Consider the following 23,675-nt stretch of genomic DNA (forward strand, 5'->3'; position numbering starts at 1 on the left):
GCTTCCTGAACGACGCAACAAAATAAATATAACGAGGTGACAATTGTGATTACTAAACCAGATAAAAACAAAGTGCGCCAAGCAAGACACGCACGCGTAAGAAGAAAAATCTCTGGTACTGCAGAGTGCCCACGCTTGAACGTTTTCCGTTCCAACAAAAACATCTACGCTCAATTAATTGATGACGTAGCGGGTGTGACGCTAGCAAGTGCCTCTACAAAAGAAACAGAAATCGCAACCGGTACTAAAACTGAAGCTGCTGCTGCAGTTGGAAAACTTATTGCTGAACGTTCTGTTGCTAAAGGTATCAAAAAAGTAGTCTTTGACCGTGGTGGCTATCTGTACCATGGCCGTGTACAGGCTTTAGCTGAAGCTGCTCGCGAAAATGGACTAGATTTCTAAGAAAAGGAGGATAACCACACATGGTTTATGTTGACCCAAATCATATTGAATTAGAAGACCGCGTTGTTGCGATCAATCGTGTAACAAAAGTTGTTAAAGGTGGACGTCGTCTGCGTTTTGCTGCTTTAGTTGTTGTAGGAGACAGAAACGGACATGTAGGATTCGGTACTGGTAAAGCAGCTGAGGTTCCTGAAGCTATTCGTAAAGCTATCGAATCTGCTAAAAAGAGCCTTATTGAAGTTCCAATGTCTGAATCAACAATTCCTCACAAAGTTATCGGATCTTTCTGTGGCGGTAACGTAATGTTGAAACCTGCTAAATCCGGTTCCGGAGTTTCTGCAGGCGGACCAGTCCGTGCCGTTGTCGAATTAGCTGGTATCGCTGATATCACAAGCAAATCCCTTGGTTCTAACACACCTATCAACATGGTACGTGCTACAATCGATGGCTTGAAACAGTTGAAAAATGCTGAAGATGTTGCGAAATTACGCGGCAAAACAGTTGAAGAATTACTAGGATAAGGAGGACTACAAAATGGCAGAAGTAAAGATCACTTTAAAACGCAGCTTGATTGGACGTCCTCAAAACCAAAAAGATACTTGCAAAGCTTTGGGATTGTCCAAAATCGGCAAATCTGTTGTTAAACCAGCTAACCCAGCTATCTTGGGCATGGTCAACACAGTAAGCCACTTAGTTACATCAGAAGAAGTTAAATAATAAACATCAGATTAAAGGAGGTGCCAAGTTACTATGAAACTTCATGAATTAAAACCTGCTGAAGGCTCACGTAAAGAACGTAACCGTGTCGGTCGCGGATCTTCATCCGGTAATGGTAAAACATCCGGTCGTGGACATAAAGGCCAAAAAGCCCGTTCAGGCGGCGGTGTGAGACTTGGATTCGAGGGTGGACAAACTCCATTGTTCCGTCGTCTTCCAAAACGTGGATTCACGAACATCAACCGTAAGGAATATGCTGTCATCAACTTAGAAATCTTAAACCGTTTCGAAGATGGTACAGAAGTTACTCCAGCTTTATTAGTTGAAACTGGTATTGTCAAAGATGAAAAATCAGGCATCAAAGTTTTGGGCAACGGAAGCGTTGAGAAAAAACTGACAGTTAAAGCTAATAAATTCTCCGAAGCAGCACAAAAAGCTATCGAAGCTGCAGGTGGGACTGTTGAGGTGATCTAATGTTTGCTCTTCTGAAAAATGCATTTCAGGCGAAGGACATTAGAAATAGAATCTTATTTACTCTAGGTATGCTGATTGTGTTCCGTCTCGGAGCACATATTACTGTACCGGGTGTTGATGCGGGTGCCATCACAAACTTGGCATCGACGGGCTTATTCAGCCTGTTGAACACATTCGGAGGTGGAGCACTGAGTCAGTATTCCATTTTCGCAATGGGTGTTTCGCCATACATCACTTCTTCTATTGTCGTTCAATTGTTACAAATGGACATCGTTCCGAAATTTGTGGAATGGTCCAAACAGGGTGAAGTAGGTAGAAGAAAATTAAATCAAGTCACAAGGTACTTAACTGTCATTTTGGCATTTGTGCAATCCGTCGGTCTTTCGATCGGTTTCAACCAACTCTCAGCTTTGGGATTGGTGAACGATCCGGGCATGACGACCTACATGGTCATCGCGTTAGTGATGACGGCAGGTTCCATGCTTGTTGTTTTTATCGGAGAATCCATTTCAATGCACGGTATCGGAAACGGAACGTCGCTGATCATCTTCTCAGGTATCATCGCAAGAATCCCTACAGATCTTAACACTTACTACAATGATCGTTTCGTTGATGCAGGATCTGATTTGATGAACAACATTTTGTTCTCGGTTGCGCTATTGTCAGCAATATTATTGGTGGTCATACTCGTTGTGTACGTTCAACAAGCTGAACGTAAAATCCCCATTCAGTATTCCAAGCGTGCTTCCGGATCTAATCAATCCGCGCATTTGCCTTTAAAAATCAATTCAGCTGGAGTCATTCCAGTAATCTTTGCCAGTTCTTTCATGATGACACCGCAGACAATCCTTGGGTTTTTCGCGGCAAGTCAAAGTGAGGCTAGCTGGTATCAAATTTTGTCAACCATCTTTAATTACCGTGAACCCATCGGCGCAACAATCTATACGGTATTGATCGTTGTCTTCACTTACTTCTATGCCTTCATTCAGATTAATCCTGAAAAGATGGCAGAGAACTTGCAAAAGCAAGGCGGCTATATTCCAAGTGTACGCCCGGGTAAAGGGACAGAGGATTACATTTCCGGCATGATTATGCGATTAAGTACGGTCGGCGCGCTATTTCTTGGACTGATTGCGCTATTGCCAATCATTGCCTCAGGTTTGTGGGATTTGCCGGACTCGCTCGCCCTTGGCGGTACAAGTCTTCTGATTGTAGTTGGTACTGCATTGGAAACGGCAAGACAAATTGAAGGTCGAATGGTTAAACGTAATTACCAAGGATTTATTCAATAGTAAGTTTGTGGGGGGGGAAGTGATTTCCTCGTCACATATTCTTACATCTTTAGGAGGCAGTAAAATGATGAACCTAATTATTATGGGTCTTCCCGGTGCTGGAAAAGGAACACAGGCTGAAAAGATCATCGCGAAATATAATATTCCGCATATCTCTACAGGGGACATGTTCCGAGCTGCCATGAAAAATGAGACAGCGTTGGGCCTGGAAGCAAAATCATATATGGATAAAGGCGAACTTGTTCCAGATGAAGTTACAAACGGAATCGTTAAAGAGAGATTAGCAGAATCTGATACTGAAAAAGGCTTTTTGTTGGATGGTTTTCCAAGAACCCTCGTACAAGCAAAAGCACTTGAAGCTATCATGAATGAACTCGACAAAAAAATCGATGCTGTTATTAACATTGATGTGAACCCTGAAGTTTTGATGCAACGTCTAACGGGTAGAATCATTTGCCGCTCTTGCGGAGCGACTTACCACAAAGAGAACAATCCTCCCAAAGTGGAAGGAACATGCGATCGCTGTGGTGGACACGAATTCTATCAACGTGAAGATGACAAGCCTGAAACCGTAGAAAATCGCATTCAGATTAATCTAGAACAGTCTAAACCAATCATTGCATTTTACAGCGAAAAAGGATTGGTACATAATGTGGATGGCGAAATCGGCATCGACAACTTGTTTTCCGAAATCCAAAAGATTATAGAATAGTTGCAAATGTCATTTGAAATTAATCGAATATTTCTTTTCAATCGATACTTGCTATGGTATAATCTAGCAGTTAGAGTAAAAATTGCCAAGACATAAGATTAATCAGCTCAACAGAATGTTAGGAGGTTAGCAGGCGTGGCGAAAGACGATGTAATTGAGATCGAAGGAGTTGTCGTTGAAACTTTGCCCAATGCAATGTTTAAAGTCGAACTTGAAAATGGTCACATAGTATTAGCTCACGTATCTGGTAAAATTAGAATGCATTACATCCGCATTTTGCCAGGCGATAAAGTTACGGTAGAATTATCACCGTACGATCTTACTCGTGGACGCATTACTTACCGCTTTAAATAATTGCACTCCATCACTAAATAGGAGGGAATTTAAATGAAAGTTAGAGCATCAGTAAAACCCATTTGCGAAAAATGCAAAGTCATTCGCCGCAATGGTCGTGTTATGGTGATTTGCGAAAATCCCAAACATAAACAACGCCAAGGATAATAACAAGGAGGTGCCTATAAATGGCTCGTATCGCAGGAGTAGATGTTCCGCGTGACAAACGTGTGGTTATTTCATTAACTTATATTTTTGGTATCGGATTGAACACAGCTCAAAAGCTTTTAGCTGCAGCTGAAGTTTCAGAAGATACACGTGTTCGTGATTTGACGAATGATGAATTAGACCGTATCCGTATTGAAGTGGATAAATTAAAGGTTGAAGGTGACCTTCGTCGTGAAGTTAACCTAAATATTAAACGATTGATTGAAATTGGATCTTACAGAGGAATGCGTCACCGTCGTGGTTTGCCTGTTCGCGGACAAAACACTAAGAACAACGCACGCACTCGTAAAGGCCCAGCTAAAGCAGTCACTGGCAAGAAAAAATAATAATTAAGTGAAGGAGGTCAAAACTTCATGGCTAAAAAAGTAGCTCGCAAACGCCGCGTAAAAAAGAATGTTGAAGCTGGTATAGCACATATCCGTTCAACTTTTAATAATACTATTGTTATGATTACAGATGTTCATGGAAATGCTATCTCATGGTCATCAGCAGGTTCATTAGGATTCAGAGGTTCTCGTAAATCTACTCCTTATGCTGCACAAATGGCTGCAGAAGCAGCAGCTAAAGTTTCTATGGAACATGGCATGAAAACAGTTGAAGTAGCTGTTAAAGGTCCTGGTTCTGGACGTGAAGCTGCCATTCGTTCATTACAAGCAGCAGGTTTGGAAGTTACCGCAATCCGCGACGTAACGCCCGTTCCTCATAATGGATGCCGTCCACCAAAACGTCGTCGTGTTTAATTGAGAATTGTACTGATATGTAACGAAACGCAATGGACTCACTAACATGAACTTCACGTTTTGAAAGGGGTAAATTGATAAATGATCGAAATTGAAAAACCAAGAATTGAAACGATTGAGATCAGCGAAGATGCCAAATTCGGTAAATTCGTTGTAGAACCACTAGAACGCGGTTATGGAACAACACTTGGGAACTCATTACGTCGAATTCTATTATCTTCACTTCCTGGTACAGCTGTAACAACTATCCAAATCGATGGTGTTCTACACGAATTTTCAACGATTGATGGTGTTGTCGAGGATGTTACCCAAATCATTCTGAACATCAAAAAATTAGCTTTGAAATTGTATACGGACGAAGACAAAACAATCGAGATTGACGTAAAAGGTCCAGCAGTCGTGACTGCAGCGGATATTACCCATGACAGCGATGTGGAAATCTTAAACCCTGATTTATATATATGTACAGTTTCAGAGGGAGCACATTTTCATGTTCGCTTGGATGTAAAAAATGGCCGTGGTTATGTTCGTTCTGAATATAACAAAACGGAAGATATGCCGATCGGTGTTTTGCCAGTCGACTCCATCTATACTCCAATCAGCAAAGTAAATTATCAAGTTGAAAACACTCGTATCGGACAAAAAAATATTTATGATAAATTAACGTTGGATGTCTGGACAGATGGTTCCATCAGCCCAGAAGAAGCAGTCAGCTTGGCTGCCAAAATTTTAACGGAACATTTGAATATTTTTGTTAATCTGACCGATGAAGCTCGTAAAGCTGAGATAATGGTTGAAAAAGAAGAAACACATAAAGAGAAAATGCTGGAAATGACTATCGAAGAATTGGATTTATCCGTACGTTCTTATAACTGTTTGAAACGCGCAGGCATCAACACAGTCCAAGAATTGACAGACAAGTCTGAAGCAGAGATGATCAAAGTACGTAATCTGGGACGCAAATCACTTGAAGAAGTGAAAAATAAGCTGAATGATCTTAATCTAGGCTTGCGTCAAGACGACTAGTACTGTACAAAGGAGGAAAACCTAGGATGGCTTACCGTAAATTAGGACGCACAAGCGCCCAAAGAAAAGCAATGCTTCGTGATTTGACTACTGACTTACTCATCAACGAACGAATCGTTACAACTGAAGCTCGTGCTAAAGAAATTCGTTCAACTACTGAAAAGATGATTACTTTAGGCAAACGTGGAGATTTATCTGCTCGTCGTTTAGCTGCAGCATACGTTCGTAACGAAGTTGCAGATGTACGTGAAGAAGATGACAAAATCGTTGTTCAATCAGCTTTACAAAAATTGTTCTCTGATATCGCACCTCGCTATGCAGAACGTCAAGGCGGATACACACGTATCTTGAAGACAGAACCTCGTCGTGGCGATGCTGCACCAATGGTTATCATTGAATTAGTATAATTCAATCGTATAAAGATGAAACGTTCACTTTTAGATGAAATAGAGTGTTATGATGATGGGATTGCTTCTGGCTTCCCTAGTCTAGCTCAAGGTTCTTCCGAAGATCGCATGATCTTCGGAAGGGCATTTTTTCATCAAAAAAAGTGCTTTTTTTATCAAAAGAAACTAGAAAATGCCAATATATTTTCTAGTTTCTTTTGATATATAAATAAAAGCGTTTTATTTCCGTGCTGTGTCAAGACAGTGGATGAAAAATAGGGAGGAGTAGTTTATACTTACTAAGTAGACATTCCTTTTCCGTATTTTTCATCTTTTTTTATACTTACTTGTCAGTGGAACGGATGGACGGATGCGGACTTAAAGATTCAACAATAGAGAAAGTAGGACAGCCATCATGAATGAAATTATCGAGTTGCGCAATGTGACTTTTTCCTATTCAGAGGAAGATGCAAGACCGGCATTGAACAACGTTTCGTTAACAATCCAGCAGGGAGAATGGATCGCCATCATCGGGCCTAACGGTTCGGGCAAGTCAACCTTGGCCAAAACGATCAACGGCTTGATAGAAGCGAACTCCGGAGAAGTGATCATTGAAGGGATACCTTTGAATGCAGAGACGGTTTGGGACGTCCGCAAAAAAATCGGGATGGTTTTCCAGAATCCGGACAATCAGTTCGTCGGTTCGACCGTACAGGACGATGTTGCGTTCGGTTTGGAGAATGTCGGTATTCCCCGCGAGGAAATGGTGAAGCGCGTTGCTGATGCTGTAGCGGCTGTGAACATGGCCGACTTTATGGATAAGGAGCCAGCACGTCTTTCGGGTGGACAGAAGCAACGGGTGGCAATCGCCGGGATTGTAGCTTTGTCCCCTGACATCATCATCCTTGATGAAGCGACGACCATGTTGGATCCGGAAGGCCGTCATGAAGTCATTGAGACTATCCAAGAAATCAAGAAAAAAGAAAATTTGACAGTGATTTCGATTACCCATGACATCGACGAGGCCGCGAAAGCGAACCGTATTTTTGTGATGGAAGCCGGGCAGTTGAAACGGATCGGCACCCCGGAAGAGATATTCAGCTTGGGCAAGGAAATCATCGATATCGGATTGGATATCCCATTCCCTGAGAAGCTTAAATACCAATTGAAGAGACAGGGACTGGATGTTCCTGAAGAATATTTGACTGAGGAAGGGATGGTGAGCTGGTTATGGACATTACTTTCGAAAAAGTAGGCTATTCCTACTCCGCCGGAACGCCTTTCGAAAACCGGGCCCTCTATGACGTGAACCTGAATATCCCGGACGGCAGTTATACGGCGTTGATCGGGCATACAGGCAGCGGCAAATCGACGGTCACGCAGCATCTGAATGCTTTATTGAAGCCAACGGAAGGCAGCGTAACGATCGGTGACCGCGTCATTACGAACAAATCGAACAACAAAAATCTGAAGGACCTGCGCAAAAAAGTAGGGATTGTGTTCCAGTTTCCGGAGTCGCAGCTGTTCGAGGAGACGATCGCTAAGGATATCGCTTTCGGTCCGATGAACTTCGGCGTCAGCGAAGCGGACGCAATGGCGATTGTGAGGCGCGTGTTGCCTTTGGTCGGCTTGGATGAGTCCTTCATGGAACGCTCGCCATTCGACCTCTCAGGGGGTCAGATGAGACGCGTAGCGATTGCCGGAGTATTGGCGATGGAACCGGAAGTGCTGGTCCTGGATGAACCGACCGCCGGATTGGATCCCGCGGGCAGACGGGAAATCATGAATATGTTCAATCAACTCCATATCGACAACGGACTGACCATCGTATTGGTCACGCATCAGATGAATGATGTCGCAACCTATGCGGATCATGTGGTCATCCTTGAGAAGGGGACGGTTGTCCGGATGGGCCCGCCTGCAGAAATTTTCCAGGATGCCGCTTGGCTTCAGGAAAAACAATTGGGCTTGCCTTCGGCACTGGCTTTCCTGGATACGTTGAGCCAAAAGACAGGCATCGATTTCGGAAACGAAAGACCGCTGCGCACGGAACAACTGGCGGCTGTGCTGATCGCCAAAATAAATGAGAACAAAGGCAACAAAAATGTCGCTAAGGAAGAGGGTGGCATAGATGTTGGATAAATTACTTTTCGGGCGCTACATCCAAGGCGACTCGCTGGTCCATAGACTGGATCCGCGCGCGAAGCTGATCGGTGCTTTCTATTTCATCATCGTCATCTTCCTGGCCAATAACTGGCAGACTTATCTGATCATGACGTTGTTCACTTTCATGTGCGTCATCCTTTCCGACATAAAACTGTCGGTCTTCTTGAACGGCGTGAAGCCGCTGATTTGGTTGATCATGTTCACGGTATTGTTGCAGATCCTCTTCACACGGGGTGGGGAAACGTACCTGGAACTGGGACCGATCAGCATCACTTCGTTCGGGGTGATCAACGGAGCATTCATCTTCATGCGCTTCGTCCTGATCATCTTCATTTCGACGTTGCTGACGCTCACGACGATGCCGTTGTCGTTGACCGATGCAATCGAGAAACTGTTGGGGCCCCTGAAACGCTTTAAGGTTCCTGTCCACGAAATCGCGCTGATGCTTTCCATTGCGTTGCGTTTCGTACCGACATTGATGGATGAGGCTTCGAAGATCATGAATGCGCAACGGGCTCGCGGTGTCGAATTCGGCGAAGGCAATATCGTGAAGCAGATGAAGGCAGTCACACCGATCTTGGTGCCGCTGTTCGTCAGCTCGTTCAATCGTGCCGATGAATTGGCGAACGCTATGGAAGCACGTGGGTATCAGGGCGGGGAAGGCCGGACGAAATACCGCATCCTCGATTGGCAGAGGCTGGATACGCTGAGTATGCTGGCGTTTGTCGCACTGACCGGGTTGTTGTTGTTCTTCCGATCTTGAGCGCATACAGGCGCAATTTGCAGCCATAGAACGAGTCTGGGGACCGGGTAGTATTTCCGGTCCCTTTTAAAATAGAAAAAACCATAAACCACACATCAGAAAGACAAGAAAGGGGCATACGCCACCCATGAGTGCACAACGATTCAAATGCATCGTGCAATATGACGGAACGGGTTATGTGGGCTATCAGGTCCAACCTAACGGCAACAGTGTCCAGACGGAAATCGAAAAGGCGTTGAAAAAAATGTCGAATGGGCAGATCATTCCGATCCATGCATCCGGCCGGACCGATTCAGGTGTCCATGCGCTCGGACAAGTCATCCATTTTGATTACCCGGCTGCGATCAAGCCGGATCATCTGCTGCGGGCGCTGAACAGCTTGCTGCCCGATGACATTTTGATCACCTCCGTGGAGTTCGCTCCAGAGGAATTCCATTCGCGTTACCATGCGATGGGGAAAAAATACATTTACCGGGTCGATCTCGATCGCTTCCCGAATCCCTTCAAGCGACTGTATACAACGCATCATCCTTACCGGTTCAATATGGCGAATCTGGAACAGGCCGTCAAAAAGCTGGAAGGCGAACATGACTTCACCAGTTTTTGTTCGACAAAAACGGACAAGACTGATCTGGTCCGGACCGTCTACGAAGCGAGTGTCAGGAAGGACGAGGAGAACAATGAGCTGGTCTTCACCTTCAGGGGCAATGGTTTCCTCTACAATATGATCCGCATTTTCGTGGGGACGCTGCTGCAGATTGCTGACGGTCTGAAAAAGGTCGAGGAAATCGACCGCCTTTTGGAAGTGAAGGACAGGCGTCAAGCCGGGCCGACAGCCCCGTCGCAGGGATTGTATCTCGTGGAAGTTTATTACGATGAAGAAAGATTAAGGAATGGGTAGGGGGAAGAGGGATGTTTAAAAAGGAAAGAGCGGAAATCGATGCCATCGATCAGGAGTTGGTGAAGCTGTTCGAACGCCGGATGGATGCAGTCACGGAAATCGCGCGGATCAAGAAAGAGAACGAGCTGCCGATCCTGGACCAATCCAGGGAAGACAAGGTGCTGGATAAAGTGCGCGGGCTGACCGAGAACAAAGCCTACGAAGACAGCGTGGAAGACATCTTCCGCTCCTTGATGACGATCACGAAAGCATTCGAAACCAAACAGAACGAAGAATAAGAAATGCTGAAAAGCGGGTGTGGAAAAGACGAGATCTTTTCCGCACCCGCTTTTTTGCGTGCTAGGGCAATGGTGAGCGGTGCCAGCTCCGGCGAAGCCATCGCTCATCGGAGGACAGCTTCTGCAATCTCCGCCAGCTCCTATGAAGCAGTCCCCACCGGAGCTGACGCTCCCGCAAACAGTCCGAACGCCGGCGAAGCCGTCGCTAACCGGAGGAAATCACTGGACAGCGCCAAAAACAAAAACCCCCGTCAAGCGCTATACGCCCGTCGGAGGTTTTCAACATATTTTCTTTTGCGGTCTACTTTATCAGACTTTGGCTGTGACCGCAGCCTTCGCAAAGGCCTGACGCAGATCGGCGATCAGATCATCCGGATCTTCGATTCCTGTCGAGATGCGCAGCAGGTCGTCGGTCAAACCGTAGGATTCTCGGACTTCAACCGGAATATCGGCATGGGTCTGGGTAGTCGGGTAGGTGATCAGACTCTCCACGCCGCCCAAGCTTTCGGCGAAAGTGAAGATATTCAGAGCATCCAATACGGCAGGGATGTAAGCTTTATCATGGAGCGTGAAGCTCAGCATGCCGCCTTTGCCGGGATAATAGACCGATTTGATCAGATTTTCCGATTCCAGATAAGCAACAACTGCCTGTGCATTCGCCTGATGCTGCTTCATGCGCAACGGCAACGTCTTCATTCCGCGGACCAAGAGCCAACAGTCGAAGGCGTCCAAAGTGCCGCCAGCCGTATTCAGTTGGAAAGCCAGTTGTTCGCCGAGAGCCTTGTCATTCGTCACGACCGCACCCGCCAACAGATCGTTATGGCCGCCTAGGTACTTGGTGGCGCTGTGGACGACGATATCGGCGCCCAAATCTAAAGGGCGCTGCAACAGAGGGGTGTAGAAGGTATTATCCACAATAACCAGTAGACCGTGTTTTTTTGCGATCTGAGCCACCGCTGAGATATCCGTTTCCTTCATCAACGGGTTCGTCGGCGTTTCGATGTAGACGGCGGCCGTATTGTCCTGGATGGCGGACGCGATATCGATCGGATCATCGACATAAGTGAAGGAATAGAAGCCTTTTCTCTCCAAATCCTGGAAATAACGGAAGCTGCCGCCGTAAAGGTCCCTGGATGCGACGAAATGGCTGTTGACCGGGAAAATGCTGAAGGCGAGCTGGATGGCGCTCATACCTGAGCTGGTAGCGAACCCTTGGACGCCGTTTTCAAGCACCGCCAAACCTTCCTGGAGGATATCCCTAGTCGGATTGGCGGTGCGGGTGTAGTCATAGCCGGTCGATTGGCCCAAGCCGGGATGTCCATAAGCTGTGGACAAATAAATCGGTGCACTGACGGCGCCGGTTTTCGGGTCTTTTCTGTTGCCCAATTGCGCAAGATAACTTTGAATGCTGATATTATCCATCATCGATTCTCCTTTATAAGAAATGATATACATAAGTGTATTATCATCTTTTTATCATTTAAAATTAATGTTAGTGCAATGGTAGCACGAGGGTTTGAAGTGGTCAATATTTTTATGTATTTAAAGTCAGTGAAGTTGCGAGAAATAACCGATCACGCTTGAACGGTTATTTCTCTCGAATGATGTTAAAATCCCGAAACTCGCGTATAATGGAAGTATAAGAATGAAAGAAGGAGAGTGGAAGAATGGTAACGTTCATCAAGGAACTCAAGCGTATCCCACGCGGAGATGTGCCGGATTTTGTGGCTGCCGCTATGCCCCAGTTTTATGAAGCGATTGGTCTGCCGAACGATGTGGTCCTTTCCGTGCAAGCCAGCATGGCGCATTACTCGATTCCGAAAAAGAATGTCGCAGCCGAAGAATACGAAGCGTTTGAATTGACGCTCACGAAGAAAGGCGCGTTCGTCTCGGTGGAGGACATCGTGAAGGATAACAGTATCATCGAAGCGTTCAAGCCGCACAAGACCCCCAGCAAAGGTTCCTATCCATTTGTGCCAGCCGAGCTCATCGAGCAATTATATTTATATTTGAAAAAATAATCTGAGAAGCCTTCACTATCGCAGTCCATGCGGTATGTGGAGACTTTTTTGCGAAGTAAATGATAAATTATTTCTTTTGAATCGATTGACAATTCTTTTGGGATGTCGTATCATATAAGACGGTATTGTTTGCCCCACGATGAGCCCCGGAAACTCAATTGGATCAAACAGACAGAGAAGAATATGGAGGAAACAAACGTGCGTACAACATACATGGCTAAAGCAAACGAGATCGACCGCAAATGGTTCGTAATCGACGCGACTGACATCCCATTGGGACGTTTATCAACACAAGTTGCAACTATTTTACGCGGTAAAAACAAACCAACTTTCACACCACACGTAGATACTGGTGATTATGTGATTGTTATCAATGCAGACAAAGTTACATTAACAGGTAAAAAAGCATCTGACAAAATTTATTCCCGTCATTCAGGTTATCCAGGTGGGCTAAAACAAATTTCAGCTGGTGAATTACGTGCTAAGAATTCAAGAAAATTAGTTGAATTGTCTGTTAAAGGCATGCTACCTAAGAACTCTTTAGGTGCTAAACAATTCACTAAGTTACACGTATACGGTGAAGCAGTTCACCCACACGAAGCTCAATTACCAGAAGTTTTAGATATCACTAACCTAATTTAAGGAGGGAATTTCATTGGCACAAGCACAATATATCGCAACTGGTCGTCGTAAGAATTCGACTGCACGCGTACGTTTATTACCTGGCACAGGTAAAATCATCTTCAACAAAAAAGACATGGAAGAATACATCCCATTCGCTTACTTATATGAAGTAATCAAACAACCTTTAAACCTTACAGGTACTTTAGGTAGCTACGATATCTTCGTTAACGTAAACGGCGGCGGATTCACTGGACAAGCTGGAGCAGCTCGTCACGGTATCTCTCGTGCATTATTAGAAGTAGATCCTGACTTCCGCGGACCATTGAAAGCAGCTGGTCTGTTAACACGTGACCCACGTATGGTTGAACGTAAGAAACCAGGTTTGAAAAAAGCTCGTAAAGCATCACAATTCTCAAAACGTTAATATTTATTGTATCAACGTTTTCAAAAAAGTTTTTTGCTTCAATTTGGTTCAAAAGACCAATTTGACAAATCAATTAACAGCCTTAAAGCATCGGCATCTTGCTGATGCTTTTTTTATGGCATCAATTCAATAGAATGAAAGTATGGAGTGTTCCATCAACAAAGGCGGTGTAAACAGTGAGTCCAAAAGAAAAAATGTTAGAAATAATCAAGAACAAACAAGGCGGTGGAAGGTCTAAACAAATCGACACGCCGAAAAATGATATCAAGAACATGCGCAAAGGTCCAAAGATTTATAATAAGTAAGCCGATTTGCAAGTCTTTTAAGATATCAATCAGTGGTTATCCACAATAATTTTTATAGTACAAATTTGGAGGTCCAATTCGAAAGAGTGGGGTCTTTTTTTATTGGCTAATTTAAAGCGGGGAACTTTTATAGCAACTTTATCAAGCAACTTACTTTACAAAAGTTAGCTTCTGTTTTATGATTGATTAATCAACAGTTGACAAGTCAATTGTTTGATTAGTCAGGTAAATCCGCATAATCGAGGTGAATGTTTATGGACTTGAGAGAAATCAGCAAGTTGCTTTATCAGATCAAACTCACAAATCAGGAAATCAATACGCTGTTCGAAAAAGAAACAGGGTTCAGTTTGACGCGGTATGAGATGCTGATGTTCCTGAAAGAAAAAGGGATTTGCTCCCAGAATCAGATCCAGACAGAACTGAAGATTGACAGCGCGGCAATCACGCGCCATCTGAAAATATTGGAACAAAAGGGCTACGTCATCCGGGAACGGAACGCTGACAACAACAGAGAGGTCTTTGTTCAATTATCCACCAAGGCGATCCAAGATTTGGATGCTTGCGGAAAAGAATATGATCAGGGGAAATCTTCCCTATCGCTGTCCTTAAGCGATGAAGAAGCAGAACAATTATCCGATTTGCTGAACAAACTATACTTGAAAAGATAAAAAGAAAGAGGCTATGAACATGACCAATAAACTTATCAACAACGATTTTTCGGATATCGCATTTGGAAGAAAATCGATCCGCCTTTATGATGAAAATTTTAAAATCAGTCAGGAAGAAATGCTGGAAATGATCCAGGAAGCCACAACCACACCTTCATCGGTAAACATGCAACCTTGGCGTTTTGTGGTTGTCGAGAGCGAGGAAGCAAAAGCAAAATTAAAACCACTGATCCGTTTCAACACAAGACAAAATGATACTTCGTCAGCGATGGTGCTGATATTCGGCGATATGCAATGCTATGAACATGGGGAAGAAATCTACAACGCAGCCGTCGAACAAGGGAAAATGTCCGCAGAGGTCCGAGACCAACAATTGGCTGCGATCATTCCTTACTACAAGAACTTTTCCAAAGAGCAGATGAATGATGTTGTCAAAATCGATTCCAGTCTGGCAGCGATGCAGTTCATGCTGGTGGCCCGTGCCCATGGCTATGACACGAACCCTATTGGTGGCTTTGAGGCGGATCAATTGGCAGAAGCAGTTGATTTGGATAAAGAAAGATATGTGCCGGTAATGATCCTGTCAATCGGCAAGGCAATGGAACAAGGCTACGAGTCCGTTCGGTTTGCACCAGAAAAAATCACTAACTTTAAGTAGTGAAAATCGTAAAGCTTCACAAATTCCAAAATGTTACTATTATCGCACATTACACTTTAGAGATCCCATTTGGGGTCTTTTTTTATTCATGCGGAATGGATGATGATTCTCTGGGTAAAGCCCACTACTTGTCAATATAAAGTGTTAATAACTGACAAAGGTGTTCCTCATGAAATTGAGTCTGAAGGATTTCGGATGCTAACACTTTTAACGAAAGGTCTTGACATGAATTTTAATAAAAGAGATAATGTTAACGTATTCGAAACGTAGTTTCATATAATGATACTATATCCTGAGATGAGAAAATAAAAAAGAGAGATGTGAAGGGGCAGATTATAGAATTGGGTTATACAGCAAGCATCGCAACTCGATGGGAAAAGAAGGTCAGACATTATTCAAATTATAAAAATTGAAAACGATTCCTTTCGATAAGTTGTGTTTGGAAAAGACAAAGAAAGAATGACAGGAGATGTAAATTACATGAGGAAAAGAAGATTAGGCATGATTTCATTGGCAACGGTAACACTTACATCCTTATTTTTAGGAGGCTGTTCTTCAAGCAATGAAGGTGAGGCAACTGTGGATGGGGATGTACGCATCGTCCGGGTTGCACATAATCAATCCGCTACGCATCCTACAAATATTGGATTATTGGCATTCGAAGAGTATATCGAAGAAAATTTAGGGGATAAATACGATGTTCAAATCTATCCGAATGAATTATTGGGATCCCAAGTAAACACAGTAGAACTTACCCAAACCGGGGCGGTTGATTTCAGTGTTGCAAGTAATGCTATTTTGGAAAGCTTTGATAATATTTATTCAATCTTTAACTTGCCTTACTTGTTTGAGTCACCGGAGCAATACCATGCGGTAATGGATGATAGCGATATTATCGAACCGATTTTTACATCAACTGCAAAATCCGGATTCGAAGCTGTGACGTGGCTGGATGCTGGGACTAGAAGTTTCTACACAGTAGACAAACCGATTGAAACACCCGATGATTTGAAAGGGCTTAAAATCCGTGTGCAACAGTCAGCGACAAATGTCCGGATGATGCAATTGCTTGGCGGATCGGCGGCCCCAATGGGATTCGGTGAGGTTTATACTGCACTCCAATCGAATGTCATTGATGGCGCAGAGAATAACGAATTGGCTCTTACGAACAACCTTCATGGCGAAGTTGCTAAATATTACTCTTACAACATGCACCAAATGGTCCCCGATATCGTCATCGGCAACCTGAAGTTCTTGGATGGGTTGAGTGAAGAGGACCGCGAAATATTCAACGAAGGCTTTGCAGTTTTGAGCAAAGTTGAGAGAGAAAGCTGGAGCGCAGCAGTAGAAGATGCAAAAGTAAAAGCTACAGAAATGGGCGTGCAGTTCACCTATCCGGATATAGAACCGTTCAAAGAAAAAGTTCTTCCGTTACATGAAGAAGTTTTGACGTCAAATCCGAAATTGAGACCAATTTATGAAGCGATTCAAAAGGTTGAATATGAATCTGCTGACAGCAGTGAGGAGGAATAGTTATGACGAAGTTAAGAAAAATAATGGACAGTATTTTAAAGACAGTCAGCGTGTTTCTTTTTGCCTTTATGACAGCTACCGGAACCTATCAAGTTCTTTCCCGGTATCTTTTTGGCAAACCAAGCACCATATCAGAAGGCTTATTATCTTATTCTTTTGCTTGGATGGCACTATTGGCAGCTGCCTATGTCTTCGGTAAAAAAGAACACATGCGTATGAGTTTTGTGACGGATAAATTTTCTGATGACAATCAACTTAAAATTTCACTGATTGGCGAATTGATAACTTTTGCATTTGCGGTTGGGGCTTTGATATACGGCGGAACAGCCATCGTACAACTGGGGATGGGGCAACAGTCGCCTTCTCTTGGAATTCAAATGGGTTGGATTTATATGATTATTCCGGTAACCGGTATCATTACTGCCATTTACAATGTCATGAATATCGCAGATCTGACTCAAAAGATCAAGACAGTAGAAAAATAGGAAAAAAGGAGGGTCAACATGGCATTTACAGCACTTTTTATAATATTATCAGTTTTGGCGGTACTTCTTTTAGCGGGTGTACCTATCTCTATTGCTTTGGGTGTTTCTTCAGTCATCGCAATTTTACCGACCGTTGATTTTGATGTCACCATGATTACGGCGGCGCAGCGTATTTTCTCCGGTATGTCGAATTTCACTTTGATAGCCATCCCATTCTTCATTTTAGCTGGAAACATCATGAACCAAGGCGGGATAGCCGAGAAGTTGGTTAATCTGGCCTTGAGGATGTTAGGCAAAGTTCCAGGGTCTCTGTTACACACCAATATCATGGGTAATGCGATGTTTGGAGCCATTTCCGGTTCCGCTACGGCAGCTGCTGCCGCTATAGGCGGCGTGATGAATGAACAAGAGCGAAAAGCGGGATATGATATCAATCTGGGTGCTGCAGCAAATATCGCATCTGCACCAACGGGACTACTGATTCCACCCAGCAATACTTTGATCACCTACTCTCTAGTGAGTGGCGGTACATCGGTAGCGGCGCTTTTCTTGGCAGGTTATATTCCAGGTATTCTATGGGCAATCGGGTGTTCCATTGTTGCTCTTTTCATCGCCAAGAAACAAGGGTATAAAGGCAGTGGGGAAAAATTCAGCTTTAAAGCATTGGGAAGAGCCTTCATAGAAGCTTTGCCTGCACTTTCACTGATCATTATCGTCATCGGCGGTATCATTGGTGGTGTATTTACGGCAACGGAAGGTTCGGTAGTAGCCGTAGTATATAGTTTGATCCTTTCAATGTTTTTCTACAAGACAATTAATACGAAGCAACTATACAATATCTTTGTCGAAAGTGCCGAAATGAGCGGTATCATCGTCTTCCTGATTGGGGTTTCCAATGTCATGAGCTGGGTGATGGCCTTCACCGGTATCCCGCAAGCTGTCTCCGATGCTTTATTAGGGTTCACGGACAATCCATATGTTATCTTGCTGATCATGAACATCATTTTGTTGATTGTTGGTACATTTATGGATGTGACGCCGGCCATCTTGATCTTCACACCGATTTTCCTTCCGATTGTACAGACATTCGGTATGCATCCGATTCATTTCGGGATCATCATCGTATTCAACTTATGTATCGGAAATATCACGCCGCCAGTAGGAAATACACTGTTCGTCGGGGTAAGGGTCGCAAAAGTCACGATAGAAAAAGTTATGCCACATTTAATCAAATTCTATGCAGCTATTTTAATCGTACTCTTGCTGGTAATGTACATTCCGGCATTAAGCATGTTCTTACCTGAACTGTTCGGTCTTGTAAATTAAAGACGTTCTGAAAAGTATTTTTCCAAGATGAATCAAAAAAACTCCCACATCACTCATTTAAGGTTGTGGGAGTTTTTTTGTTATTGCGCCTTAAGCCTTCTGTGTATTATTGTTATCTGTCTTTGATTCCTTATACAGAAACTATACAAAAAAGACGAGACCGTCTCTTGGGAAAGAGATAGTCTCGTCTTTTTTTTATGCGGAAAATATTTGTTAAGGCCTCTGTAACGAGTTTATGCTTTGACCGATGCACTTGTACCAGCATCAACATCATCGCTGTAGTTGTCTTTGACGGAGGCACTGGAAACGGCATCGACATCGCCCTCGAGTTTTTGGCCGGTTTGGGCCAGATACCAGTCAATGATCGGTTTGAAGTCCAGGATGTATTCGTTGACGCCGGCATAGTTGCCATCTTTATCATGCAGCGCTTGATAGTTATGCACGACATATTTGTCCGGACCATGAGTCGGAACGTTGACACGGAAAGCGTCCATTGTTCCGGAACGCAATTGTTGAAGCACCCATTCCACGCCTTTGTGGACTTTTTCCGGGTGGCATTTGGAGAGCGGGTTGCCGACTTGGCCGGGCACGCGCGCAGCGAGCATTTCTTCTGCCGGTTTCGTATGGTTATAGTAGAGGAATTGGTTGTTGCTGTCTGCATAAGTCAATTCCATCGGCATCGAAGCCAGGAAGTAATTCAGCTGATCAACGGTCAACAAGCCGCGGTCCAGTTTGACGTAGGTATTGCCCTCAACGGCGCCCACAAGCTCAGCGGCTTGTTCCAACCAATCGTCGGCTTCCTTATCGACGCCTTCAATCGTTGTTGCGATCTTTCCGGTAGCGTACAGGTCTTCCGGTTCGAGCACCGGTTTTTTTGGTCCTTCAACAGCAGAGACCAACGTGATGAACTGGGTGAATTTTTCCAGACAGGTGCCCAGAAAATCGACGGTGCGTTTGTCTTTCAGATTTTCCTGTTCATCGAATGCTTCTTTGACCTTGCCCAGCAAAAATTCATTTCCTGGAAGGACGATGGCATTGACGCCGGGTGCATCGAGAATTTGGCGCAGGTGCAGTTGGGCACGGGAAGAGCCTTGATCATAGTAGGAAGCTCCCACGATCATGACCGGTTTGTTTTCCAATGGATGGATTTTGAAGGACAACCACTCCAGCACACTCTTCAAGCTTGCAGGGATCGTATGGTTATGCTCAGGAGTGGCAATGATTATGCCATCCGCCTGCAGGATTTTTTGGCTCAACTTTTGCACAGCACCGCTGTTCGTTTGGTCATCACTCTGATTGAACAAAGGGATGTCTTTGATTTCCAAAATCTCCAGGTCGAATAAGTGGCTGAATTGCTTTTTGATGTATTTCAACAAGATGCGGTTATATGACACTTCCGCGTTGGAACCTACAATACCGACTAATTTCATAATGTTTGTCTCCGATCTCTAGTTATTTTCCCAAGAAAAGTTTTCAGCTGCTTTTACGTGTGCGGCGTGGGTGTGCGATAGTTGTTTCATGATGTTGATAAACATTAGGAAGTCCTCGAACAAGCCTTCCAGCTCTTGGACCTGATCCGGATTCTTCAGGTTGTTGTCTGCGTCGAAAGCCTGCAAAGAATGGCTGAGCAGGAACTCAGAACTTGGCATGATGCGGGCTTTCAATTCCGGCGCATCCAAGATTTGACGCAAATGCGCTTGCGCCCGTGAGGAACCCAGTACGCCATAGGAAGCCCCTGTGATCATGACTGGCTTGTCGACGAAGGGATAGATGCCGTAGGACAACCAACTCAAGGCGCTCATCAGGGAAGCGGGGACTGCGTGATCGTATTCTGGTGTGCTGATGATGACGCCGTCAGCTGCTTCGATCTTTTCCGCCAAGGCTTTCGCCTCAGCCGGGATCTGCATGTCTGCCGGTTTGTCGAAGATAGGCAGGTCCTTGATTTCGACGATTTCGATGTCTGCCTTATCCGAAAAATGCTTTTGGATGTATTGCAGCAGCATACGGTTAGTGGAGTGGTCCGAGTTTGTACCGACGAGGCCGATTAATTTATTCATGTGAATACTTCCTTCCAAATTTTAGTTTTTTTATGATTCATTTAAACACGTGATTAGGCGGGCTGTTTGCGTTTCAGCCGGTTTTCCAAGCCTTTGGAGCAGATGAGGCTGCCGTCTTTCATGATCAGGATTCCGTCGATTGCTTCCGATCGGTCCAAGGTGGCGAGGATCACGTCGGCAGGTTGGCCGAACAAGCGTGTCGTCCAGATTTCCCCATCGACTGAGTCATCGGCAACGACAGTCAGACTGATGACATCTGTTTCGGCCGGATAGCCGGTCTTTGGGTCGAGAATGTGGTGATAGTGCTTGCCTTGGGCGTCCAGCTGCCTCTCATATACACCGGAAGTAACCGCTGATTGGTTCTGGATCTTCAATACCGCGCTATAATGTGCGCGCGGGAGCAGTGGGTTTTGGATGCCGATGCGCCAATAGGGATCTTCATGATTCTGGGATGGTCCGAACACGATGACATTACCGCCCAAATTGATGAGAGCGGAAGCTACGCCGGCTTCCTTGAAGTATGCCGTCAGCAAATCGGCGATATAGCCTTTTGCCACGGCCCCCAAGTCGATCGCCATGCTTTCTTGCTGAAGGAAAACGGTCTGGTCCTTCTCAGACAAGAGGATTTTTTTGGGATCGGTGATTGCGAGAAGCCTCTGAATCTCTTCGGCCTCCGGGACTTTTGCATCACCGAAACCGATCCGCCAAGTCTGCACCAGCGGTCCGATCGCGATATTCAGATGACTGCCAGGAGCTAAGCTGTGGTATTTCCCCATCTTGATCAATTGGAACAAATCAGGATGGACGGCAAGAGGGGCTTTACCTGCCAAGTGATTGATCTGCATCAGCTCCGACGTTGGATCATTGGCGCTGAAACGCTGTTCGTATGTTTTCAGGCGTTGGATCGCCTCCTCCAAAATAGCATCTGGGTGCGTATGTGTCACAAGCAGATCGATGATCGTTCCCATCAGACGTACCGTTGCCTTCTTTTGTTCCATTTTTTCCACCACCTTCAGGATAAACGCGTCATTCTTTTGCGGGATTCGCTGAAAGGATCTCGCTTTCTAACTGCGCCAATTCTTTCAGCGCAATCGTATTTTTGTTGATTTTTGAATAGGCTCTGGCATCGTAGATCAGTTCCAGCACTTCTTGCTGCGGCTTCTCCTGGATGATGGCATTTTTGGCCAACTGGATGGCTGCACGGGCAAGATAGTAGGTCACGTGATTGTCTGAACAAATGGAAACAGCATAGGAAAGCAGTGCATTGCTCAATTCGACCTCATTGACGAGTGAATAAAAGGTACCGCTTTGGAAAACAATATTCAGTACACGCCAGACATCCTCCATCGTCTTGATCGGATAAGCATAAATTTTTTCCAGGACCTTACTGAAGTAAAATTCTGCCTTTTCCAGTTTTTTTTCACGGCTGTAGACCATGCCGATACCGGTATAAGCCAACAGGCGATAGATTTCCACGTCGTCCCCATCATCAGACAGCAAGATTTGATCGAAGGTGAACAATACATCCGTCACTGGAAACTGCTGCGCAATCATGATGAAGCCGTTCAAATAATGGAAGCGCAGGGCCAGGCTACTTTCTTCGATTTCACTCACGGCGATGCTCTGCAGCAGGTCGGAGGCTTGGTCGTATTCGCTTGTGATCAGAAAGAATTCTGCTTTGTTCATTTTTTCTATCACTTCTGTATACTTGACGCCTACTCTAGGGAACAGTTCTCCCAAGGGTAGGTTCAGTCGGTTGCACAGCTTGATCAGAATTTTAAGGTTCGGGACGTGCCCGTTGTTCTCGAAGCGGCTCAAAGTAGCTTGGGTACAGATACCCTCTGCCAGTTCCATCTGCGAGAGGTTCAACGCTTTGCGGGCTTCAATAAATCGTTCAATGTTCATTTTTTCCTCCATAATAATCGAAGCGGCTCGGATGGCAGCAGCGGAGATTCGAGTTGATATTGTGCTTTGTTTCACATTGATTATATGAGTAATTATACGCTCACTGAATATAATGGTCAACAGAATATATAATAAATTATATAAAAGAATGGTTGGAAGATGCATCACGTCTCCTGAGAAGGCTTATCATTTCCAAATTGTAAGTAAGTGTATTAGACTATTCTTACAAAGGAAAAGGAGTGAATTAGATGACTGAACCTATTTTGAAGGATCCACGCGAGTTGTATCATACTGGAAAATTTGCAGATCAGGATCAAGACACCCCAGCTTTGCAAGCTAAGATGCTGCCGGAACCCGATTGCGGGGAGGAAAGCTATGTGGGCAACCACCTGTTGGAGAATCGCCGTGTATTGATCACTGGTGGGGATTCCGGAATCGGCCGGGCGGCTGCGATAGCTTATGCCAGAGAAGGCGCCGATGTGGCGATCCAATTTTTCCCTGGCGAAGAACGCGATGCAGAAGAAGTCGCCGAATATATAGAGAAGGCCGGCAGGAAGGCTGTATTGCTTCCATACGACCTTCGCAATGAAAGCAAATACCAAGAAATAATCGATAAAACCGTCGAAGCATTGGGCGGCCTGGACACACTTGTATTGAATGCCGCCCAGCAGATTGCGCGGGAAAGCATTTCGGAATTGCCGCTGGAACAGGTCAAAGATACGTTCACAGTCAACATCATCTCGATGTTCGGACTGGTGAAAGCTGCTGAACCGCATCTGCCGGCGGGAAGCGCGATCATCACGACAACATCGATCCAGGCATACGATCCGAGCGCCCATTTGATGGATTATGCCGCCACCAAGTCAGCGATCGCCAGCTTCACGATCAGCTTGGCGAAGCAATTTGCCAAGAAAGGCATCCGCGTGAACGGGGTGGCGCCGGGACCAATCTGGACGCCGTTGCAGTTGGATCACGGGCAACCGGAAGGCGCTTTGCCGGAATTCGGGCAGAAAACCTTGTTGGGGAGGGCGGGGCAGCCGGTCGAACTGGCGCATGTCTATGTCTTCCTGGCATCCAACAACGCCAGCTACGTGACCGCCCAAATCTATGGCGTGACCGGCGGCGATGTAATCGATCTTTAAGAATAATTGCAGAAAGAGGAATGGAGGCATCGGATGATTGCTTTCGTTCCTCTCTTTTGGAGCCTGCAGCATAAAATTAAAAAAATTCCAAAATCGGTGTTGACTTTAG

Annotated in this window: 32 protein-coding genes; 27 read left to right on the plus strand and 5 right to left on the minus strand. The window is 44.9% G+C overall.

Features of this window, described 5'->3' with window-relative positions:
• The first annotated feature begins 45 nt into the window (after positions 1-45).
• The 17 genes from rplR to PH235_RS05650 all read left to right on the plus strand — a co-directional run bounded on the left by rplR (position 46) and on the right by PH235_RS05650 (position 10,418).
• Entirely contained in the window at positions 46-402 is a 357-nt protein-coding gene (gene rplR / locus PH235_RS05570; RefSeq protein WP_086626915.1) for a 50S ribosomal protein L18, read from the plus strand.
• Positions 403-422: 20 nt separating this feature from the next.
• On the plus strand, positions 423-923 hold the full coding sequence (gene rpsE / locus PH235_RS05575; RefSeq protein ID WP_106448937.1) for a 30S ribosomal protein S5: 501 nt from the start codon (positions 423-425) through the stop codon (positions 921-923).
• Positions 924-936: 13 nt separating this feature from the next.
• On the plus strand, positions 937-1,119 hold the full coding sequence (gene rpmD, locus PH235_RS05580; RefSeq protein WP_086626917.1) for a 50S ribosomal protein L30: 183 nt from the start codon (positions 937-939) through the stop codon (positions 1,117-1,119).
• Positions 1,120-1,152: 33 nt separating this feature from the next.
• Positions 1,153-1,593 (plus strand): 50S ribosomal protein L15, encoded by a 441-nt coding sequence (gene rplO / locus PH235_RS05585; protein ID WP_068558958.1) that lies wholly within the window; start codon positions 1,153-1,155, stop codon positions 1,591-1,593.
• Positions 1,593-2,885 (plus strand): preprotein translocase subunit SecY, encoded by a 1,293-nt coding sequence (gene secY / locus PH235_RS05590; RefSeq protein WP_272161395.1) that lies wholly within the window; start codon positions 1,593-1,595, stop codon positions 2,883-2,885. The genes rplO and secY overlap by 1 nt, the downstream gene beginning before the upstream one ends.
• Before the next feature lie 67 nt (positions 2,886-2,952).
• On the plus strand, positions 2,953-3,597 hold the full coding sequence (locus tag PH235_RS05595) for an adenylate kinase (RefSeq protein WP_272161549.1): 645 nt from the start codon (positions 2,953-2,955) through the stop codon (positions 3,595-3,597).
• A gap of 135 nt (positions 3,598-3,732) precedes the next feature.
• Positions 3,733-3,951: a translation initiation factor IF-1 gene (gene infA / locus PH235_RS05600; protein ID WP_068558953.1), complete on the plus strand. Its 219-nt coding sequence runs from the start codon at positions 3,733-3,735 to the stop codon at positions 3,949-3,951.
• Positions 3,952-3,984: 33 nt separating this feature from the next.
• Positions 3,985-4,098 (plus strand): 50S ribosomal protein L36, encoded by a 114-nt coding sequence (rpmJ, locus tag PH235_RS05605; protein ID WP_062470716.1) that lies wholly within the window; start codon positions 3,985-3,987, stop codon positions 4,096-4,098.
• Positions 4,099-4,118: 20 nt separating this feature from the next.
• Positions 4,119-4,484 (plus strand): 30S ribosomal protein S13, encoded by a 366-nt coding sequence (gene rpsM / locus PH235_RS05610; protein WP_106448936.1) that lies wholly within the window; start codon positions 4,119-4,121, stop codon positions 4,482-4,484.
• Positions 4,485-4,511: 27 nt separating this feature from the next.
• On the plus strand, positions 4,512-4,898 hold the full coding sequence (gene rpsK, locus PH235_RS05615) for a 30S ribosomal protein S11 (RefSeq protein ID WP_272161396.1): 387 nt from the start codon (positions 4,512-4,514) through the stop codon (positions 4,896-4,898).
• Between the two features lie 81 nt (positions 4,899-4,979).
• A complete protein-coding gene (locus PH235_RS05620; protein ID WP_068558946.1) occupies positions 4,980-5,924 on the plus strand; it encodes a DNA-directed RNA polymerase subunit alpha in 945 nt (314 codons plus the stop codon).
• Positions 5,925-5,950: 26 nt separating this feature from the next.
• Positions 5,951-6,331 (plus strand): 50S ribosomal protein L17, encoded by a 381-nt coding sequence (gene rplQ, locus PH235_RS05625; RefSeq protein WP_086626921.1) that lies wholly within the window; start codon positions 5,951-5,953, stop codon positions 6,329-6,331.
• Positions 6,332-6,725: 394 nt separating this feature from the next.
• A complete protein-coding gene (locus tag PH235_RS05630; protein WP_272161397.1) occupies positions 6,726-7,565 on the plus strand; it encodes an energy-coupling factor ABC transporter ATP-binding protein in 840 nt (279 codons plus the stop codon).
• Complete coding sequence (locus PH235_RS05635; RefSeq protein WP_272161398.1) at positions 7,541-8,452, plus strand: energy-coupling factor ABC transporter ATP-binding protein; 912 nt, start codon at positions 7,541-7,543, stop codon at positions 8,450-8,452. The genes PH235_RS05630 and PH235_RS05635 overlap by 25 nt, the downstream gene beginning before the upstream one ends.
• Entirely contained in the window at positions 8,442-9,239 is a 798-nt protein-coding gene (locus tag PH235_RS05640) for an energy-coupling factor transporter transmembrane component T family protein (RefSeq protein WP_272161399.1), read from the plus strand. The genes PH235_RS05635 and PH235_RS05640 overlap by 11 nt, the downstream gene beginning before the upstream one ends.
• A 127-nt stretch (positions 9,240-9,366) precedes the next feature.
• On the plus strand, positions 9,367-10,140 hold the full coding sequence (truA, locus tag PH235_RS05645) for a tRNA pseudouridine(38-40) synthase TruA (protein WP_272161400.1): 774 nt from the start codon (positions 9,367-9,369) through the stop codon (positions 10,138-10,140).
• A gap of 11 nt (positions 10,141-10,151) precedes the next feature.
• On the plus strand, positions 10,152-10,418 hold the full coding sequence (locus PH235_RS05650) for a chorismate mutase (protein WP_272161401.1): 267 nt from the start codon (positions 10,152-10,154) through the stop codon (positions 10,416-10,418).
• 309 nt (positions 10,419-10,727) lie between these two features.
• On the opposite strand, the gene PH235_RS05655 is transcribed toward PH235_RS05650, so the two are convergent.
• Entirely contained in the window at positions 10,728-11,840 is a 1,113-nt protein-coding gene (locus tag PH235_RS05655) for a PLP-dependent transferase (RefSeq protein WP_443080842.1), read from the minus strand.
• Positions 11,841-12,085: 245 nt separating this feature from the next.
• On the opposite strand from PH235_RS05655, the gene PH235_RS05660 reads away from it, so the two are divergent.
• The 9 genes from PH235_RS05660 (at position 12,086) to PH235_RS05700 (ending at position 18,462) form a co-directional block, all read left to right on the plus strand.
• Positions 12,086-12,439 carry a hypothetical protein gene (locus PH235_RS05660; RefSeq protein ID WP_272161404.1) on the plus strand — a complete coding sequence of 118 codons (354 nt, stop codon included), beginning with the start codon at positions 12,086-12,088 and terminating at the stop codon, positions 12,437-12,439.
• 198 nt (positions 12,440-12,637) lie between these two features.
• Positions 12,638-13,081: a 50S ribosomal protein L13 gene (gene rplM, locus PH235_RS05665; RefSeq protein ID WP_086627527.1), complete on the plus strand. Its 444-nt coding sequence runs from the start codon at positions 12,638-12,640 to the stop codon at positions 13,079-13,081.
• Between the two features lie 13 nt (positions 13,082-13,094).
• Positions 13,095-13,487: a 30S ribosomal protein S9 gene (gene rpsI, locus PH235_RS05670; protein WP_086626929.1), complete on the plus strand. Its 393-nt coding sequence runs from the start codon at positions 13,095-13,097 to the stop codon at positions 13,485-13,487.
• 176 nt (positions 13,488-13,663) lie between these two features.
• Entirely contained in the window at positions 13,664-13,792 is a 129-nt protein-coding gene (locus tag PH235_RS05675) for a hypothetical protein (RefSeq protein WP_272161405.1), read from the plus strand.
• 254 nt (positions 13,793-14,046) lie between these two features.
• Positions 14,047-14,460, plus strand: coding sequence for a MarR family winged helix-turn-helix transcriptional regulator (locus PH235_RS05680; RefSeq protein WP_272161406.1), 414 nt, complete (start codon positions 14,047-14,049; stop codon positions 14,458-14,460).
• A 19-nt stretch (positions 14,461-14,479) separates the two neighbouring features.
• Positions 14,480-15,118, plus strand: coding sequence for a nitroreductase family protein (locus PH235_RS05685; RefSeq protein WP_272161407.1), 639 nt, complete (start codon positions 14,480-14,482; stop codon positions 15,116-15,118).
• 480 nt (positions 15,119-15,598) lie between these two features.
• A complete protein-coding gene (locus tag PH235_RS05690; protein WP_272161408.1) occupies positions 15,599-16,651 on the plus strand; it encodes a TRAP transporter substrate-binding protein in 1,053 nt (350 codons plus the stop codon).
• 2 nt (positions 16,652-16,653) lie between these two features.
• Complete coding sequence (locus PH235_RS05695; RefSeq protein WP_272161409.1) at positions 16,654-17,136, plus strand: TRAP transporter small permease; 483 nt, start codon at positions 16,654-16,656, stop codon at positions 17,134-17,136.
• 18 nt (positions 17,137-17,154) lie between these two features.
• A complete protein-coding gene (locus PH235_RS05700) occupies positions 17,155-18,462 on the plus strand; it encodes a TRAP transporter large permease (protein ID WP_272161410.1) in 1,308 nt (435 codons plus the stop codon).
• A gap of 233 nt (positions 18,463-18,695) precedes the next feature.
• On the opposite strand, the gene PH235_RS05705 is transcribed toward PH235_RS05700, so the two are convergent.
• Genes PH235_RS05705 through PH235_RS05720 form a run of 4 tightly spaced genes read right to left on the minus strand, consistent with a single transcriptional unit; the run spans position 18,696 to position 22,424 of the window.
• A complete protein-coding gene (locus PH235_RS05705) occupies positions 18,696-19,892 on the minus strand; it encodes an NAD(P)H-dependent oxidoreductase (RefSeq protein ID WP_272161411.1) in 1,197 nt (398 codons plus the stop codon).
• A gap of 18 nt (positions 19,893-19,910) precedes the next feature.
• Positions 19,911-20,519: an NADPH-dependent FMN reductase gene (locus PH235_RS05710; protein WP_272161412.1), complete on the minus strand. Its 609-nt coding sequence runs from the start codon at positions 20,517-20,519 to the stop codon at positions 19,911-19,913.
• Positions 20,520-20,572: 53 nt separating this feature from the next.
• Positions 20,573-21,517, minus strand: coding sequence for an FAD:protein FMN transferase (locus PH235_RS05715; protein ID WP_272161413.1), 945 nt, complete (start codon positions 21,515-21,517; stop codon positions 20,573-20,575).
• A 28-nt stretch (positions 21,518-21,545) separates the two neighbouring features.
• On the minus strand, positions 21,546-22,424 hold the full coding sequence (locus tag PH235_RS05720) for a helix-turn-helix domain-containing protein (protein ID WP_272161414.1): 879 nt from the start codon (positions 22,422-22,424) through the stop codon (positions 21,546-21,548).
• 248 nt (positions 22,425-22,672) lie between these two features.
• Between PH235_RS05720 and PH235_RS05725 the strand changes: the two genes are divergently transcribed.
• On the plus strand, positions 22,673-23,566 hold the full coding sequence (locus PH235_RS05725) for an SDR family oxidoreductase (protein WP_272161415.1): 894 nt from the start codon (positions 22,673-22,675) through the stop codon (positions 23,564-23,566).
• The last annotated feature ends 109 nt before the right edge of the window (positions 23,567-23,675 follow it).

This window comes from Trichococcus sp. K1Tr (genome assembly GCF_028309625.1).
Taxonomy (GTDB): domain Bacteria; phylum Bacillota; class Bacilli; order Lactobacillales; family Aerococcaceae; genus Trichococcus.

What these genes read in the sequence shown, in the direction of transcription:
- rpsE (WP_106448937.1), top strand. Translation starts at nt 423, where the DNA reads ATGGTTTATGTTGACCCAAATCATATTGAATTAGAAGACCGCGTTGTT.
- rpmD (WP_086626917.1), top strand. Translation starts at nt 937, where the DNA reads ATGGCAGAAGTAAAGATCACTTTAAAACGCAGCTTGATTGGACGTCCT.
- rplO (WP_068558958.1), top strand. Translation starts at nt 1,153, where the DNA reads ATGAAACTTCATGAATTAAAACCTGCTGAAGGCTCACGTAAAGAACGT.
- secY (WP_272161395.1), top strand. Translation starts at nt 1,593, where the DNA reads ATGTTTGCTCTTCTGAAAAATGCATTTCAGGCGAAGGACATTAGAAAT.
- PH235_RS05595 (WP_272161549.1), top strand. Translation starts at nt 2,953, where the DNA reads ATGAACCTAATTATTATGGGTCTTCCCGGTGCTGGAAAAGGAACACAG.
- rpmJ (WP_062470716.1), top strand. Translation starts at nt 3,985, where the DNA reads ATGAAAGTTAGAGCATCAGTAAAACCCATTTGCGAAAAATGCAAAGTC.
- rpsM (WP_106448936.1), top strand. Translation starts at nt 4,119, where the DNA reads ATGGCTCGTATCGCAGGAGTAGATGTTCCGCGTGACAAACGTGTGGTT.
- rpsK (WP_272161396.1), top strand. Translation starts at nt 4,512, where the DNA reads ATGGCTAAAAAAGTAGCTCGCAAACGCCGCGTAAAAAAGAATGTTGAA.
- PH235_RS05620 (WP_068558946.1), top strand. Translation starts at nt 4,980, where the DNA reads ATGATCGAAATTGAAAAACCAAGAATTGAAACGATTGAGATCAGCGAA.
- rplQ (WP_086626921.1), top strand. Translation starts at nt 5,951, where the DNA reads ATGGCTTACCGTAAATTAGGACGCACAAGCGCCCAAAGAAAAGCAATG.
- PH235_RS05630 (WP_272161397.1), top strand. Translation starts at nt 6,726, where the DNA reads ATGAATGAAATTATCGAGTTGCGCAATGTGACTTTTTCCTATTCAGAG.
- PH235_RS05635 (WP_272161398.1), top strand. Translation starts at nt 7,541, where the DNA reads ATGGACATTACTTTCGAAAAAGTAGGCTATTCCTACTCCGCCGGAACG.
- PH235_RS05640 (WP_272161399.1), top strand. Translation starts at nt 8,442, where the DNA reads ATGTTGGATAAATTACTTTTCGGGCGCTACATCCAAGGCGACTCGCTG.
- truA (WP_272161400.1), top strand. Translation starts at nt 9,367, where the DNA reads ATGAGTGCACAACGATTCAAATGCATCGTGCAATATGACGGAACGGGT.
- PH235_RS05650 (WP_272161401.1), top strand. Translation starts at nt 10,152, where the DNA reads ATGTTTAAAAAGGAAAGAGCGGAAATCGATGCCATCGATCAGGAGTTG.
- PH235_RS05655 (WP_443080842.1), bottom strand. Translation starts at nt 11,840, where the DNA reads ATGGATAATATCAGCATTCAAAGTTATCTTGCGCAATTGGGCAACAGA.
- PH235_RS05660 (WP_272161404.1), top strand. Translation starts at nt 12,086, where the DNA reads ATGGTAACGTTCATCAAGGAACTCAAGCGTATCCCACGCGGAGATGTG.
- PH235_RS05680 (WP_272161406.1), top strand. Translation starts at nt 14,047, where the DNA reads ATGGACTTGAGAGAAATCAGCAAGTTGCTTTATCAGATCAAACTCACA.
- PH235_RS05685 (WP_272161407.1), top strand. Translation starts at nt 14,480, where the DNA reads ATGACCAATAAACTTATCAACAACGATTTTTCGGATATCGCATTTGGA.
- PH235_RS05690 (WP_272161408.1), top strand. Translation starts at nt 15,599, where the DNA reads ATGAGGAAAAGAAGATTAGGCATGATTTCATTGGCAACGGTAACACTT.
- PH235_RS05695 (WP_272161409.1), top strand. Translation starts at nt 16,654, where the DNA reads ATGACGAAGTTAAGAAAAATAATGGACAGTATTTTAAAGACAGTCAGC.
- PH235_RS05700 (WP_272161410.1), top strand. Translation starts at nt 17,155, where the DNA reads ATGGCATTTACAGCACTTTTTATAATATTATCAGTTTTGGCGGTACTT.
- PH235_RS05705 (WP_272161411.1), bottom strand. Translation starts at nt 19,892, where the DNA reads ATGAAATTAGTCGGTATTGTAGGTTCCAACGCGGAAGTGTCATATAAC.
- PH235_RS05710 (WP_272161412.1), bottom strand. Translation starts at nt 20,519, where the DNA reads ATGAATAAATTAATCGGCCTCGTCGGTACAAACTCGGACCACTCCACT.
- PH235_RS05715 (WP_272161413.1), bottom strand. Translation starts at nt 21,517, where the DNA reads ATGGAACAAAAGAAGGCAACGGTACGTCTGATGGGAACGATCATCGAT.
- PH235_RS05720 (WP_272161414.1), bottom strand. Translation starts at nt 22,424, where the DNA reads ATGAACATTGAACGATTTATTGAAGCCCGCAAAGCGTTGAACCTCTCG.
- PH235_RS05725 (WP_272161415.1), top strand. Translation starts at nt 22,673, where the DNA reads ATGACTGAACCTATTTTGAAGGATCCACGCGAGTTGTATCATACTGGA.